15 protein-coding genes are annotated in these 15,606 nt (G+C 56.1%); 10 read left to right on the plus strand and 5 right to left on the minus strand.

Annotation, left to right across the window (positions count from 1 at the left end; all coding sequences use genetic code 11):
* Positions 1–164: 164 nt before the first annotated feature.
* Together B347_RS0105660 and B347_RS0105665 are read right to left on the minus strand one after the other, a co-directional pair.
* Positions 165–1,658 carry a CoA-acylating methylmalonate-semialdehyde dehydrogenase gene (locus tag B347_RS0105660; RefSeq protein ID WP_019408730.1) on the minus strand — a complete coding sequence of 498 codons (1,494 nt, stop codon included), beginning with the start codon at positions 1,656–1,658 and terminating at the stop codon, positions 165–167.
* Between the two features lie 81 nt (positions 1,659–1,739).
* Positions 1,740–3,089, minus strand: coding sequence for an aspartate aminotransferase family protein (locus B347_RS0105665; RefSeq protein WP_019408731.1), 1,350 nt, complete (start codon positions 3,087–3,089; stop codon positions 1,740–1,742).
* Positions 3,090–3,212: 123 nt separating this feature from the next.
* Here B347_RS0105665 and B347_RS0105670 point away from each other — a divergent pair, with 123 nt between their 5' ends.
* The 4 genes from B347_RS0105670 (at position 3,213) to B347_RS0105685 (ending at position 6,638) form a co-directional block, all read left to right on the plus strand.
* Entirely contained in the window at positions 3,213–4,133 is a 921-nt protein-coding gene (locus tag B347_RS0105670; protein ID WP_019408732.1) for a LysR family transcriptional regulator, read from the plus strand.
* A gap of 58 nt (positions 4,134–4,191) precedes the next feature.
* Positions 4,192–4,842, plus strand: coding sequence for a TetR/AcrR family transcriptional regulator (locus B347_RS0105675; RefSeq protein WP_019408733.1), 651 nt, complete (start codon positions 4,192–4,194; stop codon positions 4,840–4,842).
* 13 nt (positions 4,843–4,855) lie between these two features.
* Complete coding sequence (locus tag B347_RS0105680; RefSeq protein WP_019408734.1) at positions 4,856–5,458, plus strand: IMPACT family protein; 603 nt, start codon at positions 4,856–4,858, stop codon at positions 5,456–5,458.
* Between the two features lie 496 nt (positions 5,459–5,954).
* Positions 5,955–6,638 carry an SDR family oxidoreductase gene (locus B347_RS0105685; RefSeq protein WP_019408735.1) on the plus strand — a complete coding sequence of 228 codons (684 nt, stop codon included), beginning with the start codon at positions 5,955–5,957 and terminating at the stop codon, positions 6,636–6,638.
* 37 nt (positions 6,639–6,675) lie between these two features.
* On the opposite strand, the gene B347_RS0105690 is transcribed toward B347_RS0105685, so the two are convergent.
* Positions 6,676–7,761: a calcium:proton antiporter gene (locus tag B347_RS0105690; RefSeq protein WP_019408736.1), complete on the minus strand. Its 1,086-nt coding sequence runs from the start codon at positions 7,759–7,761 to the stop codon at positions 6,676–6,678.
* Between the two features lie 225 nt (positions 7,762–7,986).
* Between B347_RS0105690 and B347_RS0105695 the strand changes: the two genes are divergently transcribed.
* The 3 genes from B347_RS0105695 (at position 7,987) to B347_RS26655 (ending at position 10,500) form a co-directional block, all read left to right on the plus strand.
* A complete protein-coding gene (locus tag B347_RS0105695; RefSeq protein WP_019408737.1) occupies positions 7,987–8,940 on the plus strand; it encodes an adenosine deaminase in 954 nt (317 codons plus the stop codon).
* Between the two features lie 252 nt (positions 8,941–9,192).
* Positions 9,193–10,206 carry a zinc-binding alcohol dehydrogenase family protein gene (locus B347_RS0105700; RefSeq protein ID WP_019408738.1) on the plus strand — a complete coding sequence of 338 codons (1,014 nt, stop codon included), beginning with the start codon at positions 9,193–9,195 and terminating at the stop codon, positions 10,204–10,206.
* Positions 10,207–10,329: 123 nt separating this feature from the next.
* Positions 10,330–10,500 (plus strand): hypothetical protein, encoded by a 171-nt coding sequence (locus tag B347_RS26655; protein ID WP_019408739.1) that lies wholly within the window; start codon positions 10,330–10,332, stop codon positions 10,498–10,500.
* A 1-nt stretch (position 10,501) separates the two neighbouring features.
* Here the strand turns inward: B347_RS26655 and B347_RS0105710 are convergent, their stop codons facing one another.
* Together B347_RS0105710 and B347_RS0105715 are read right to left on the minus strand one after the other, a co-directional pair.
* Positions 10,502–11,698 (minus strand): multidrug effflux MFS transporter, encoded by a 1,197-nt coding sequence (locus tag B347_RS0105710; RefSeq protein WP_019408740.1) that lies wholly within the window; start codon positions 11,696–11,698, stop codon positions 10,502–10,504.
* A gap of 177 nt (positions 11,699–11,875) precedes the next feature.
* Positions 11,876–12,076 (minus strand): heavy-metal-associated domain-containing protein, encoded by a 201-nt coding sequence (locus tag B347_RS0105715; protein WP_019408741.1) that lies wholly within the window; start codon positions 12,074–12,076, stop codon positions 11,876–11,878.
* Positions 12,077–12,223: 147 nt separating this feature from the next.
* On the opposite strand from B347_RS0105715, the gene B347_RS0105720 reads away from it, so the two are divergent.
* From B347_RS0105720 to cueR, 3 genes are all read left to right on the plus strand, one after another.
* Positions 12,224–12,604, plus strand: a complete 381-nt coding sequence (locus B347_RS0105720; RefSeq protein WP_026014008.1) for a hypothetical protein — start codon at positions 12,224–12,226, stop codon at positions 12,602–12,604.
* Between the two features lie 96 nt (positions 12,605–12,700).
* Positions 12,701–15,094 carry a heavy metal translocating P-type ATPase gene (locus B347_RS0105725; protein ID WP_085983201.1) on the plus strand — a complete coding sequence of 798 codons (2,394 nt, stop codon included), beginning with the start codon at positions 12,701–12,703 and terminating at the stop codon, positions 15,092–15,094.
* 12 nt (positions 15,095–15,106) lie between these two features.
* Positions 15,107–15,508: a Cu(I)-responsive transcriptional regulator gene (cueR, locus tag B347_RS0105730; protein WP_019408744.1), complete on the plus strand. Its 402-nt coding sequence runs from the start codon at positions 15,107–15,109 to the stop codon at positions 15,506–15,508.
* Positions 15,509–15,606 lie beyond the last annotated feature (98 nt).

Raw genomic sequence — 15,606 nt, forward strand, 5'->3', positions numbered from 1 at the left:
CCGGAAGTGGGGCGAATTATAGGCCGTTGAAAATCTGAGTCAAGACTTTATTTCATATTTCTGTCATATGGCCTTAAAAGCCTCCAAAAGCAGAGGCCAGCCTAACGGCTGGCCTCTCTTCTTCTATATAGAGCTTCTGCGAATATATAGAGCTTCTGCGAACCTTACAAACTAGGGAAAGCAAACTGCGACGCCTCATGACTCGCACGCTGCGGCCAACGCTGAGTGATCGCCTTGCGACGCGTGTAGAAACGCACCCCGTCCGGACCGTAAGCATGCAGGTCACCAAACAGAGAGCGCTTCCAACCACCAAAGCTGTGATAAGCAACGGGCACAGGCAGCGGAACGTTAACACCAACCATCCCTACTTCAATCTCGTCACAGAACAAGCGAGCCGCTTCACCGTCACGCGTGAAGATGCACGTACCGTTGCCGTATTCGTGATCATTAATAAGCTGCATGGCTGCTTCTAGGCTGCTAACCCGCACAATGCACAGCACCGGACCAAAAATCTCTTCTTTATAGATACGCATCTCAGGCGTCACCTGGTCAAACAGACAGCCCCCTAGGAAGAAACCGTCTTCGTGATCCTTGACGCTCAAACCACGACCATCAACGACCAACTGAGCACCGGCTGCCACGCCATCCTCAACATAACCGCTGACTTTGTCACGCGCCTGGCCCGACACCAAAGGCCCCATGTCCAGACCACACGACGTACCCGCACCGATCTTCAGCGCCTTAATTTGCGGAACCAGCTTGGCCACCAACGCATCAGCAACCTGATCACCCACGCACACAGCAACCGAAATCGCCATGCAACGCTCACCGCACGAACCGTAGGCTGCACCCATCAGAGCACTGACCGCGTTATCCAGATCCGCATCCGGCATCAATACCGCATGGTTCTTCGCACCGCCTAACGCCTGGACTCGCTTGCCGCGCTTGGTCCCTTCGGCATAGATGTACTCCGCAATAGGCGTCGAACCCACAAAGCTCAACGCTTTGACTTCTGGCGCTTCAATCAACGCATCAACTGCGCCTTTGTCGCCATGCACCACGTTCATCACGCCTTTAGGCAAGCCGGCTTCCTGCAACAACTGGGCGATTAACAGCGTCGAGCTTGGATCACGCTCGGAAGGTTTGAGGATGAAACAGTTACCGCAAACAATCGCCAACGGGTACATCCACAGTGGAACCATGGCCGGGAAGTTGAAAGGCGTAATACCCGCAACCACACCCAACGGTTGAAAGTCCGACCATGCATCAATATTTGGCCCTACGTTACGGCTGTACTCGCCCTTCAGGATTTCAGGCGCAGAGCACGCGTACTCAACGTTCTCAATCCCGCGCTTCAACTCACCCGCAGCATCTTCCAGCGTCTTGCCATGCTCTTCGCTGATTAACTGAGAGATCCGCGCTTCGTTCTGCTCCAGCAGTTGCTTGAAACGGAACATCACCTGAGCACGCTTGGCCGCAGGCGTGTTGCGCCAGGCCGGGAATGCAGCCTTGGCCGCATCAATGGCTTTTTGAATGGTTTCACGGCTGGCCAGCGGCACTTGATGAATCACTTTGCCGGTCGACGGGTTATACACATCGGCGGTACGACCGGAATCGCTCAGCAATTCGCCATTAATCAAATGTTGAATGGTGCTCATGGGTGCTCCAAAAAGTTGTCCACAGACGCGAACACTGCGCGCCTGTATGAATTGCAAAAAACGCTTCTATATAAAGAAGGATCAGTCGATCTGATTCAGCGCTTCACCGACCGCATCGAACAAACGATCCAAGTCTTGCGGCTTGCTGTTAAAGGTTGGTCCAAACTGCAGGGTGTCACCACCAAAGCGCACGTAAAAGCCAGCCTTCCACAACTTCATCGCCGCATCGAACGGACGAACAATCGCATCGCCATCACGTGGAGCGATTTGGATCGCGCCGGCCAAGCCGTAGTTACGGATGTCGATGACGTTCTTTACGCCCTTCAAACCATGAATGGCATTCTCAAAGTGCGGCGCGACTTCAGCCACGCTCTGCACCAGGTTTTCCTTTTGCAGCAAATCCAGAGCAGCCAAGCCTGCTGCACACGCCACCGGGTGAGCCGAATAGGTATAACCGTGTGGGAATTCAACTGCGTACTCAGGCGTAGGTTGATTCATGAACGTCTGATAGATCTCGCTGGTTGCAATCACTGCGCCCATTGGAATTGCGCCGTTAGTGACTTGCTTGGCAATACACATCAGATCAGGCGTTACGCCGAAGCTGTCAGCGCCAAACATCGAGCCTGTACGACCAAACCCGGTAATCACCTCATCGAACACCAACAGGATGTTGTGCTGATCGCAGATTTCACGCAGACGTTTCAGATATCCCTGCGGCGGAACCAACACACCTGCAGAACCTGCCATTGGTTCCACAAACACTGCAGCGATGTTCGAAGCATCGTGCAGTTCAATTAACTTGAGCAATTCATCAGCCAGAGCGATACCGCCCAACTCGGGCATGCCACGAGAAAACGCATTGCTCGCCAACAGCGTGTGCGGCAAATGATCGACGTCCATCATCGCCTGACCAAACAACTTACGGTTGCCGTTCACACCGCCCAAGCTCGTGCCGGCAATGTTCACCCCGTGATAACCGCGAGCACGACCAATCATCTTGGTTTTGGTCGATTGGCCTTTCAATCGCCAGTAGGCGCGCACCATCTTCACTGCGGTATCCGCACACTCCGAACCTGAGTCAGTGAAAAACACATGGTTAAGGTTGCCCGGCGTCAGGTCAGTAATCTTCTCTGCCAGCTGGAATGACAGCGGATGTCCGTACTGGAACGCAGGCGAGTAATCGAGTGTACCCAATTGCTTGGCCACGGCTTCCTGAATCTCTGTGCGGGTATGCCCTGCGCCACAGGTCCACAGACCTGACAACGAATCGTAAATTTGCCGACCCTTATCGTCCGTCAGATAGCTCCCCTTGGCACCAACGATAAAACGCGGGTCACGATGGAAGTTACGGTTGGCGGTGTAAGGCATCCAATGAGCATCCAGCTTGAGCTGGCTAGTCACTGTGATTTCGGCATTTTCAGGCATGTTCATCGGCAAAACCTCGCAAAGCAGAAAGCGGCGTGGGATTGAAAGCGTTGTTGCAGCTAAATTGCCACGCCTATAAAGTCGGTGAAATCCAACTCTTCTAACCTTTAGTTAGGCGATTACTAAACTATGAGCAGCCGTCGTCCCGATGCACTAGCCCAAGTCAGCGACTTTGATATTCGACTGCTGCGCATCTTTCGCAGCGTCGTAGAGTGCGGTGGTTTTTCGGCAGCAGAAACCGTGCTCGGGATTGGGCGCTCGGCCATTAGCCAACAAATGAGCGACCTCGAACAACGCTTGGGTTTGCGTCTTTGCCAACGTGGTCGTGCGGGGTTTTCGCTGACAGAAGAAGGCCGTGAGGTCTATCAGTCATCCCTGCAATTGCTAGGTGCACTCGAAAGCTTTCGTACAGAGGTCAACGGCCTGCATCACCATCTGCGCGGAGAGTTGACGATCGGACTGACGGACAACCTCGTCACCCTGCCCCACATGCGCATCACCCATGCCCTGGCCCAACTCAAAGAACGCGGGCCTGACGTGCAAATCCACATTCGCATGATCGCCCCCAACGAAGTTGAACAAGGCGTACTCGACGGCCGCCTGCATGTCGGCGTTGTCCCCCAAGCCAGCGCACTCTCAGGGCTGGAATATCAACCGCTATACAGCGAGCGCTCGTTACTCTACTGCGCCGTCGGCCACCCACTGTTTTATGTCGACGACCGCCAACTGGAAGATCAGCGCCTCAATGAACAGGACGCGATTGCTCCAACCTTTCGCCTGCCCGCCGAGATTCAGGCGCACTATCAGGCGCTCAATTGCACCGCCAGCGCCTCCGACCGAGAAGGCATGGCCTTCTTGATTTTGACCGGGCGTTACATCGGCTACCTGCCCGATCACTACGCCAGCCTCTGGGTTCAACAGGGGCGCCTTCGCGCCTTAAAAGCCAAAACACGTTTTTATGACTTAAGCCTAGCGTCTGTTACGCGTAAAGGCCGCCGCCCACACCTTGTGCTGGAAAGTTTTCTTGAGAGCCTGGAAGCGACGCGTTAACGTGAAAAGAAGCGCGACAACACAGAATGCGCCCACATAGATTGTCTTGGAAAAACCTATGACCTTTGAAGTCCCATCCCACGATGGAAAGCCCGCTGGCCGTATTCGTCAAAAGAACGAAGAGACCATTCTCAAAGCCGCTGAAGATGAGTTTGCACGCCACGGTTTCAAAGGCACCAGCATGAACGCCATTGCACTCAAGGCAGGTCTGCCCAAAGCCAATTTGCATTACTACTTCGCCAGCAAGCTTGGGCTCTACATCGCGGTGCTGAGCAATATCCTCGAGTTGTGGGACAGCACCTTCAACACCTTGAATGCTGAAGACGACCCGGCTCAAGCGCTTAGCAACTACATTCGCACCAAGATGGAGTTCTCACGCCGCCAACCACAGGCCTCGCGGGTTTTTGCCATGGAGATCATCAGCGGCGGAGCATGTCTGACCGAGTACTTCACACAAGACTACCGCGCCTGGTTCCAAAGTCGCGCCGCAGTGTTCCAAGCCTGGATCGATGCCGGGAAAATGGACCCAGTCGACCCCGTGCACCTCATATTTCTGCTGTGGGGCAGTACACAGCATTACGCTGACTTTGCCACCCAAATCTGCCGCGTCACTGGCAGCACGCGCCTGACCAAACAAGACATGCAAGACGCCAGCGACAACCTGATTCGCATCATCCTCAAAGGCTGCGGCCTCACACCCATCGCCTAAGCCCGGAACTGACATGCCTTCTACCCTTACCGGGCTTTGCGAATACCGCGAAGAAATCCGCAAAAGCCGCTTCATCACCCTCGCCGCGCCAATCACCAGCGCCCAGCAGGCCCATGACTTCATCGAGCAACACAGTGATCTTAACGCCACGCACAACTGCTGGGCCTGGAAGCTTGGCGCTCAATATCGCAGCAGTGACGACGGAGAACCCGGCGGTACGGCTGGTCGCCCGATCTTGTCAGCCATTGAAGCGCAAGACTGCGATCAAGTCGTGGTGCTGGTTATCCGTTGGTACGGCGGCATTCAACTCGGCACTGGCGGGCTCGCCCGGGCTTATGGCGGTGGCGCAAACAAATGCCTACAAAATGCAGAAAAACGCCCGCTCATCAACCGCGTGGCGCTGCACTGCTCATGCAACTTCAGTGAACTGGCCTTGGTGAAATTACGCCTAGCCGAGCTCAACGGCCTGCTCATCGACGAAACCTTCACCGCCAACGGTGTTGATCTGCAACTGGCGCTAGGCGAAGAGCACATAACATCCTTGCAACAGCAGCTCGCCGACATCAGTCGCGGCAGAATCTTGCTGCACCGGGACACGTTTCACACCGCCCTATAAAAACCTGCCATAAGCCTTAACTACAGTTGCCCACAATCACTGTGTACCCGGCTGTGGATAAGCTGAGCACACACCGCTACAGCCCTTATACAGCGGGCTCCCTGACGCTTTGTACACTTTTTAGCCAGCCCGCTAGACGATTTCGTAATTTACTGTGAAAACAAATAGTTAGAGCGGGTTATCGCGGTTAGAACAAAGCAACCCAGTGCTTATACCCCTCCACTCGAGTTGCGCACAGAACCTGTGGAACAACCTGTGGATAACCCGTGTAAATTCCTCGCGGATTCAGCCCCCATAACGCTTACTTAATCTTGTACGTTTTTTAACCAATACGAGTCACTTAAACGCTGCATCCGACACCCAGATGTAGCAAGCTCTCTCGTTCAGGGTCCGCTAATCGCATGTGCTACTTTTCTTAACGCCCTAATCTCGCGATTACATGAAGGCGTAAAACCTTCAACGCTGACTTCCTTTTACTTTTCAGAGGGTGAAACTCATGACAGCAAAAAAAGCACTCATCGTCGGTGCCTCACGAGGACTTGGCCTCGGCTTGGCCACTGCGTTATCAAACGAAGGCTGGCACGTGACTGCTACCGTCCGTGACCCTCAGCGGGCCGATGCGTTGAGAAAGTTGGATAACGTGCTTGTTGAACAACTAGACATCGATAACCTGCACGCCATCCAAGCACTGCATCAACGCTTAAACGCAGAAATCTTCGACCTAGTGTTTATTAACGCAGGCATTAAAGGCCCGGATGACCAGACTCCAGGTAACGCCAGCCTGGCTGAGATAGGCCAGCTATTCATGACCAACAGCGTGGCTCCGATTAACGTGGCACAGGCGTTCGTTGCAAATATTCGAAAAGACGATGGCATCCTGGCCTTCATGAGCTCACGACTGGGCAGTGTCACCATCCCCAACGCGCCGCAATTGGCACTCTACAAAGCCAGCAAGGCAGCACTCAACTCGTTGACCAATACGTTTATTACCCAACTGGGAGAGGAGCGGCCTACCGTACTGTCCATCCACCCAGGCGTAGTCAAAACCGACCTGAGCGGTGGGGCGGGAGATATCGATGTCGACACCAGCATCCGCGGCATCGTAGAGCAACTAAAGGCATACGCTGGCAAAGGCGGGCATCACTTTATCGACTACAAAGGTCAGACCATTCCTTGGTAACCGTGAGAAGGGCAGCCTCAACAGGCCGCCCTTCTGATTACAGGCCCAGCAACGACAGCATGATGAACGTTGCAAACAACACAAAGTGCGTCATGCCTTCGATAGCATTGGTTTCACCGTCATTCAAATTGATCGCACAGACCACCAGAGTAATCAGCACCATCACCGTCTGCACCGGAGTCATGGCCATCTGAAAGGGCTGCCCCGTATACAAGGCCATGGCCTCCATCACTGGCACAGTCAAAATTACCGTCGACAGCGAAGCGCCCAAGGCCACATTCACCACCGACTGCATGCGGTTAGCCAATGCGGCCCGCAAGGCGGTCAAAATTTCAGGGGCGGCTGAAATGGCGGCCACCAAAATAGCCGTAATCACCGGCGGGGCTCCCGTGCCCTCAAGACCAAGATCCAGCGCTTTAGACATCACCTCCGCCAGCGCTCCGATCACAATCACACCCAGCCCCAAAACAGCGACCGACAACTTTACGTTAGCGGGCATCCCCTCTGGCTCACGCTTGCGGCCTTTTTTCTCCGGGTAGCTGTAACTGAAAAAATAGCTGTGCGGCCCCACCTGCATCCGCAAAAACAAGGTGTAAAGCAACACCATCGCGCCAATGGTGAAAGCGGAGTAAATCTTCCAGTCCGCCTCGGGGATAAATTCAGGCACCACCATCGACACACCCATGGCCGTCAGAATCATCACGCTGTAGGTACGGGCCGAATCATCGTTATAAGACTGCTCGCCGTGTTTGATCCCGCCCATCAATGCGGCCAAACCGAGAATGCCGTTGATATCGAGCATGACCGCCGAATAAATCGTGTCACGCACCAACGTAGGTGACGGTTCGTTGCTCATCATGATGGCCAGGATGACTACCTCTACCAACACGGCTGACAACGTCAGGATCATCGTCCCATAAGGGTCGCCAACCTTTTCGGCCAATACCTCGGCATGGTGCGCCACGCGCATCGACGCACAAACAATCGCGGCAATCAGTACAAAGCCGCCCACCAAGGCAAAAACCTGACCACTGTTCAGCAGCCAATGCTCAAGCGGGAACGCTATACCGGCCATGATTATGGCCAGCAGCAGAAGTTTTTCGTCTTTCAATAAAGTCAGCATCGTGAGCCTTTTTGCCGGGAGTCGAATACACGTTGTGAGGTTACAGACTGCCGCAACTTGCTAACGTTTCGTTACATGTTAGTTCACGGGCACACGACTCGAAGACGCTCTCATCACCCTTGGCCGAGAGCGGTGCGACAAATGGCGGGGGGTTTTTTACAAGCTGTGTCGCCCTGCGCCTGTAGAATGCCGCCATCTGCACCTGATTTGATGAGAAAAAAGAATATGTATGACTGGCTGAACGCCCTGCCAAAAGCAGAACTGCACCTGCACCTTGAAGGCTCCCTAGAGCCCGAACTGCTGTTCTCTCTGGCCGAGCGCAACAAAATCGCCTTGCCGTGGAATGATGTTGAAACACTGCGCAAGGCGTATGCCTTCAATAATCTGCAAGAGTTCCTCGACCTCTACTACAAGGGCGCAGACGTATTGCGCACGTCTCAGGACTTCTACGACCTGACCTGGGCCTACCTATTGCGTTGCAAGGCGCAGAACGTCATTCACACCGAACCCTTCTTCGACCCCCAAACCCACACTGACCGCGGTGTGCCGTTTGAAGTCGTGCTCAACGGCATTGCCAGCGCACTCAAAGACGGCGAACAGCAACTGGGCATCACCAGTGGTTTGATCTTGAGCTTCCTGCGCCACTTGAGCGAAGAAGAAGCGGAAAAAACCCTCGACCAAGCGCTGCCATTTCGCGATGCCTTTGTCGCCGTTGGCCTCGACAGCTCAGAAATGGGCCACCCGCCAAGCAAGTTCAAACGCGTGTTTGACCGCGCCCGTCACGAAGGTTTTCTGACCGTCGCTCACGCTGGCGAGGAAGGCCCTCCGGAATACATCTGGGAAGCCATCGACCTGCTGAAAATCCAGCGCATCGACCACGGCGTGCGCGCGATTGAAGACGAGCGCTTGATGCAACGCATCATCGACGAGCAAATTCCGCTGACCGTGTGCCCGCTGTCCAACACCAAACTGTGCGTGTTTGATCACATGTCACAACACAACATTCTCGACATGCTTGAGCGCGGTGTGAAAGTCACCGTCAACTCCGATGACCCTGCCTACTTTGGCGGGTACGTAACCGAGAACTTCCACGCGCTGTACACCGATCTCGGCATGACCCAGGACCAGGCCAAGCGCCTGGCACAAAACAGCCTAGATGCACGGTTGGTCAAACCCTAAACACCTGCCTCTGTGTAGGGGCGAGCTTGTCTCGCGCCTATACAGCGTCAGGGTTCTACAGGACGTAACGCGCTTAACCCCACTCACTCAACTGCACTCACACCCTCGCCTCACATCCCCCGCCACACCCAGAGTTCATTCTCGGCACTATCAACCTGTTATTGAAAGAGACAGCTGTTTTAGCCCGTATTATCGCCCTGTGAAATAGTTAATGATCACCTCACTTTCGTACTCACTTTTAGGACTTGCCCCATGAAAGCTATCGCCTACTACCAGTCGCTGCCGATTCAGGACCCTAAAGCCCTGCAAGACATCGAGCTGCCCGAGCAAACGGTCGGCCCGCGTGACCTGCTGGTGGCGGTCCATGCTATTTCTGTGAACCCGGTGGACACCAAAGTCCGCCAAAACGTACAGCCCGAAGCCGATGTCGCCAAAGTGCTGGGCTGGGATGTCGCTGGCGTGGTCAAGGCCGTCGGCAGTGAGGTCAGTCTATTCAAGGTAGGCGACAAGGTTTTTTACGCGGGCTCCATCGCCCGCGCAGGCTGCAACAGCGAGTTACACGCGGTGGATGAGCGCATTGTCGGGCACATGCCCAAGAGCCTGGACTTCGCGCAAGCCGCGGCGCTGCCACTGACCGCCATCACCGCATGGGAACTGCTGTTTGAACGCCTGGGTATAAAAGAAGGTAAAACCGATGAGCAACAAAGCCTGTTAATCGTCGGGGCGGCAGGCGGCGTCGGCTCTATCTTGACCCAACTGGCCAGCCAGTTAACCGCGCTCAAGGTGATTGGCAGCGCCTCACGCCCCGAAACTCAAGCCTGGGTGCGCGAACTGGGTGCCGATGTAGTCGTCGATCATGCGCAACCCTTGAGCGAAGAACTCAAGCGTCAAGGCATTAGCGCGGTCACTCACGTCGCCAGCCTGACCCAAACCGATCAGCACCTGGACCAACTGGTCGAAGCCCTAGCGCCACAAGGCAAACTGGCACTCATCGACGACCCTAAGGCCCTCGACATCACCAAACTCAAGCGCAAAAGCCTGTCGCTGCACTGGGAGTTCATGTACACCCGCTCGCTGTTTGAAACCCCGGACATGATTGAGCAACACAACCTGTTGAACCGGGTGGCCGAGCTGATTGATGCGGGCATATTGCGTACCACTGTGGGTGAACACTTTGGCACCATCAATGCCGCTAACCTGCGCCGGGCACATGCACTGCTAGAAAGCGGCAAGTCCAAAGGCAAAATCGTCCTTGAAGGGTTCTGAACAAACGTGCGGGGGACTGAAGCGGCCATTTTTTAACCGTCAGTCAGAGACTTGATGCCCGTCATCTTCCTCAACGTTTTCGGGCATACACTGGCCACCTTTGCCAACCAAAGGAGGCCAGAAATGAAAATCCTGATAAAAGCGTTAGCAAGATCCCATGACTGCCAATGGCAGGTTCAACTCGGCCAGCAAGCCGTCAATTTTCGCAGCGAAGCCGAGGCCAGAGCCTTTGTGGATAAACTGCAATCGCGCTTGAAAGCGCCGCACACATTACCCGAACGCTTGGCGGGGTAACTCAGACGGCGTCTTCGGCGGCGATCCGCGCGGTGTATAAACGGCGGGTCGCCATACCGATGACCACTGCCAAAATCCCGCACAAGATGATGACCATCGCCATGGGCATCGCACTGCCATCGTGCAACACGCCGACCAATGAGGCCGCCCCGGCAGCAACGCTGAATTGCAAAAAGCCCAACATCGCTGAAGCGCTGCCCGCACGTGCGCCCTGCCCGTTCATCGCACACGCCGAGGCGTTGGGGATGATGCAGCCCAAACTGGCGATGCAAACAAACAGCGGAATCAGCAACGGCCACAGCTGCTCGGTGTGCAAGGCGCTAATACCCAGCAACGCAAGGCCCGCCGCCAGATACACCCACACTGTGCGCGCTAGCAAAAAGCCTGGATCGCGCTTGGCCAGCAAACGGGCGTTCACTTGGGCGACCAAAATAAAGCCTGCCGCGTTGCTGCCAAACAGCCAGCCAAAGTGTTCAGCGGGCACACCGTAGAGTTTGATAAATATAAAAGGTGATCCGGCGATGTAGGCAAACATCCCGGCCATTGCGATCCCCCCGGTCAGTGCATGCCCCAGAAATTCACGATCCTTGAGCAAACGGCCATATTGATGCAGAGCACCCGACAACGGTTGGCGCGGTACGTTGGCCGGCAAGCTTTCCGGCAGGCCCAGCGCAACAGCCAAGGCGGCAAGCGCACTGAAGCCGGTCAGTACAATAAAAATCGACTGCCAGCCGTACACATTCACCAACAGGCCGCCTAGCATCGGCGCCAAGATCGGTGCCAGCCCCATCACCAGCATCAGCTGTGAGAACACCTTGGCCGACCCCACTGCGTCGCACTTATCACTGACAATCGCTCGCGACAGCACCATCCCAGCGCAACCGCCCAGCGCTTGGACAAAGCGCGCACCAATCAGCCACTCAAGCGTGGGAGCAAAGGCACAGGCAAACGAGCCCAGCGTAAACAGACCCACGCCCACCAGCAGTGGCAGCCGTCGACCAAAGCGGTCAGCGATCGGGCCATAGACCAGTTGGCCGATAGACAAACCCAGAAAGTAAACCGCCAGCGTGAGTTGAATGTGCTTCTCATCAGTGGCAAAGGCTTGAGCCATCGCCGGAAAGCCTGGCAAGTAGAAGTCGATCGCCAGGGGACCAAAAGCGCTGAGAGCGCCCAGAATCAGGATTGTTCTTACGTTCATCAGGTATCCAATCGAAGTGCGTTTAGCGCAGCCCGATAGTCTAGCCGTGGTTGCAGACGTTGAACATAAAGATAGCGAGCTAGCTAATAAATCGCGGCAGATCACCGGGGCAAGCTCGCGCCTACAGCAATGCTGTTCACTTAAGTGAACAACATTGCGCGCCTACACAGATTTATTTCAGGCCATATCGGGGACGTCAAATCCGGCTGTTTTAATCGCATCGACGATCTGGGCGCAAGGCAGTGCGCTATCAACCTTAACGGTCTTGGTCGCCAGATCGACCTGTACAGTCGATTGAGGGTCAATGCGTTGAATCGCGTTTGTCACACCCCGTACACAACCGCCACAGGTCATTCCATCCACTTTAAAAGTCTGCATGATGAAGCCTCCGTTGTTTGAGATGGCAACAGCATTCACCTTGCCATCGTGGCAAGGTCAAGCCCCTTGTTGCGTTAGCGCGCTGGCAATCTGCACCTTGCTCGGCCAAGCTGAATGCCTTGTGATTTGAAAACAGGGTACCGAGCCATGCGCAGGTCCGTTTTGAGCCTAGTCAGTCTTCTCAGTCTCGCCAGCTTGCCCTTATGGGCAAATGCCGATCAGGACTATGGCGTACTGATCATTTCGCGCGAGCGTCTAGAGGTCCCCACCAACTGCGAGGTCGGGGTGTACATCGACGACCAACTGGCTGGCCGGTTATTTCAAGAGCAAGCGCTGTCCTTCAATTTGCCACCCGCCGCTGTCGACATCCGACTCAAGCTACTTCCCGGACAAGCGCCCGGCTGCTTGCCTGGCATGCTGGTGCCGCCCGCCCAGCAATTCACGTTAAAAGCCGGCGATGTGCGCAAATACCGGATCGCCCTCGGCAAAGACGGCATGTACCTCAAACCCGCAAAACTGGAATATTGAACGCACGCCACGCGCAACAATAAAGCACAGCCAGAAGCCTTGACCTTGCCACGGGGTCAAGGTCGATTCTATGGACAGATAACTTCTTGAGGAGGACTGCTCGTGCTCACCCAATTCGATCTGCCGATTGACGGCATGACCTGCGCCAGTTGTGCTGGTCGCGTCGAAAAAGCCTTAGCCAACGTAACGGGCGTCAGTTCGGTCAGCGTCAACCTAGCTACCGAGCAGGCACGTGTCCAAGCCCCGGCCGACAGCTTGCCCGCACTGGTCGACGCCGTGCAGCAAGCAGGCTACAGCGTCCCGGCGCAAGGTCTGGAACTCGATATCAGCGGCATGACCTGCGCCTCCTGCGCCGGGCGTGTCGAAAAAGCCTTGGGCAAAGTCCCAGGCGTTGAACGTGTCAGCGTCAACCTTGCCAGCGAGCGTGCCCATGTCGAATTGCGCGGTCGAGTCGATCCCAACCTGCTGATCGACGCTGTCAGCCAGGCGGGCTATTACGCCAGCCTGCACCAGGCGCACACCCCGCAAACACTTCAAGACGATCAGCAAAAACGCCTGCGTCGCGAGCGTTGGTCGCTGATTTTGGCCATCGTGCTGGCGTTACCGCTGGTACTGCCAATGCTGCTCATGCCCTTAGGTATTCATTGGATGCTGCCCGCGTGGGCACAGTTTGTACTCGCCACGCCCGTGCAGTTCATTTTGGGTGCACGCTTTTATATAGCCGCGTGGAAAGCCGTCAAGGCCGGTGCTGGCAACATGGACTTGCTGGTCGCCCTCGGCACCAGCGCCGGTTATGGTTTGAGCCTGTATGAATGGGCGATTGCTGCGCCAGGCAGCACACCGCATCTGTATTTCGAAGCCTCGGCCGTCGTCATCGCACTGGTGCTGCTGGGCAAATACCTCGAAAGCCGCGCCAAACGTCAGACCGCCAGCGCCATTCGAGCCCTTGAGGCCTTGCGCCCTGAACGCGCATTGCGGGTAATCGACGGTCAGGAACAAGACGTCGCCATCAGCGACTTGCGCCTCAACGATTGGGTGCTGGTCAAACCCGGCGAGCGATTCCCGGTTGATGGCGAAGTAGTCGACGGCCAAAGCCACGCCGACGAAGCCCTGATCAGCGGCGAAAGTCTGCCCGTGCCCAAACAGCCTGGGGATAAAGTCACCGGGGGCGCCATTAACGGCGAAGGCCGTCTGGTGATCAAAACCCTGGCACTGGGCACAGAAACCGTATTGGCGCGCATCATTCGCCTAGTCGAAGACGCTCAGGCCGGTAAAGCGCCGATCCAGAAGCTGGTGGATAAAGTCAGCCAAATCTTCGTCCCGGTCGTACTCTTGATCGCCCTCGCCACCCTGCTCGGCTGGTGGTTCTATGGCGCTCCGATCGAGACAGCGCTAATCAACGCCGTGGCCGTATTGGTCATCGCTTGCCCGTGCGCGCTGGGGTTAGCAACACCCACTGCAATCATGGCCGGTACCGGGGTGGCCGCACGCTACGGCATTCTGATCAAAGACGCAGAAGCCCTCGAACGGGCTCACGAAGTCAGCGCTGTGGTCTTCGATAAAACTGGCACATTAACCTCGGGCACTCCGCAAATTGCCCATTTCAGTGCCTTGGATGGCGACGAAGCCAGCCTGCTGCAAGCCGCCGGGGCCTTGCAACGCGGCAGCGAACATCCGCTGGCCAAAGCTGTGCTTGACGCCTGTGCTGCCCGAAACCTGAATGTGCCGGATGTCACAGACAGCCAATCACTCACAGGCCGGGGTATCGCAGGGTCGTTGGAGGGCCGTCGCCTGGCCTTGGGCAATCGCCGCCTGCTGGATGAAACAGGGCTCAAACCGGGCTCATTGGCGGAGTCCGCAGCCGCCTGGGAAAACGAAGGCCGCACCCTGTCGTGGTTGATCGAACAAAGCCCGCAGGCTCGGGTACTGGGTCTGTTTGCCTTTGGCGACACACTCAAAGCCGGCGCACAGTCCGCGATTCAGCAACTCAATGCGCGCCACATCAGCAGTCACCTGCTGACCGGCGATAACCGCGGCAGCGCGCGCGTGGTGGCTGAGGCGCTGGGCATTACCGATGTGCACGCCGAAGTGCTGCCCGCCGACAAGGCGGCCACCGTGGCCGAACTGAAAAAAACCGGTGTGGTGGCCATGGTCGGCGACGGCATCAACGACGCTCCGGCGCTGGCAGCGGCCGACATTGGCATCGCCATGGGAGGCGGCACTGACGTGGCCATGCACGCCGCCGGTATCACCCTGATGCGCGGCGACCCGCGACTGGTGCCCGCCGCCTTGGAAATCAGCCGTAAAACCTACGCTAAAATCCGTCAAAACCTGTTCTGGGCCTTTGTTTACAACGTGATCGGCATTCCGTTGGCAGCCTTTGGCTTCTTGAACCCGGTGCTGGCTGGCGCGGCCATGGCATTCTCAAGCGTCAGCGTGGTCAGCAACGCATTGTTACTGAAGTTCTGGAAACCCAAAGACCTTGAGTAGGAGGCAACTGTCATGAATATCGGCCAGGCCGCCAAACACAGCGGCCTCAGCGCCAAGATGATTCGTTACTACGAATCCATTGGCTTGCTCAAACCCGCCCACCGCAGCGACAGCGGCTACCGCCAGTACAGCGACGATGACCTGCACACGCTGGCGTTTATCAAGCGCTCGCGGGACTTAGGGTTTTCATTGGAAGAGGTCGGCAAGTTGCTGACCTTATGGCAAGACCGCCAACGCGCCAGCGGCGATGTGAAAGCCCTGGCACGCCAGCACATCGACGCGCTGAATCAAAAGATTCTTGAACTGAGCAGCCTGCGCGACACCTTGCAAGTGCTGGTAGAAAGCTGCCAAGGCGACCATCGCCCCGACTGCCCGATTCTCAAGGACCTAGAGTCGGGAGCGTGTTGCCCCTAAAGGGCACTCAAAATCCGTAGCAGCTGCCGAAGGCTGCGTTCGGCGGCAAAGCCGTCGCAAAATCAGGTTCTACGCTGCGTAAGGCACACCTGAGTGCC

Source organism: Pseudomonas psychrophila HA-4 (assembly GCF_000282975.1).
In the GTDB taxonomy this organism is placed as follows: Bacteria; Pseudomonadota; Gammaproteobacteria; order Pseudomonadales; family Pseudomonadaceae; genus Aquipseudomonas; species Aquipseudomonas psychrophila_A.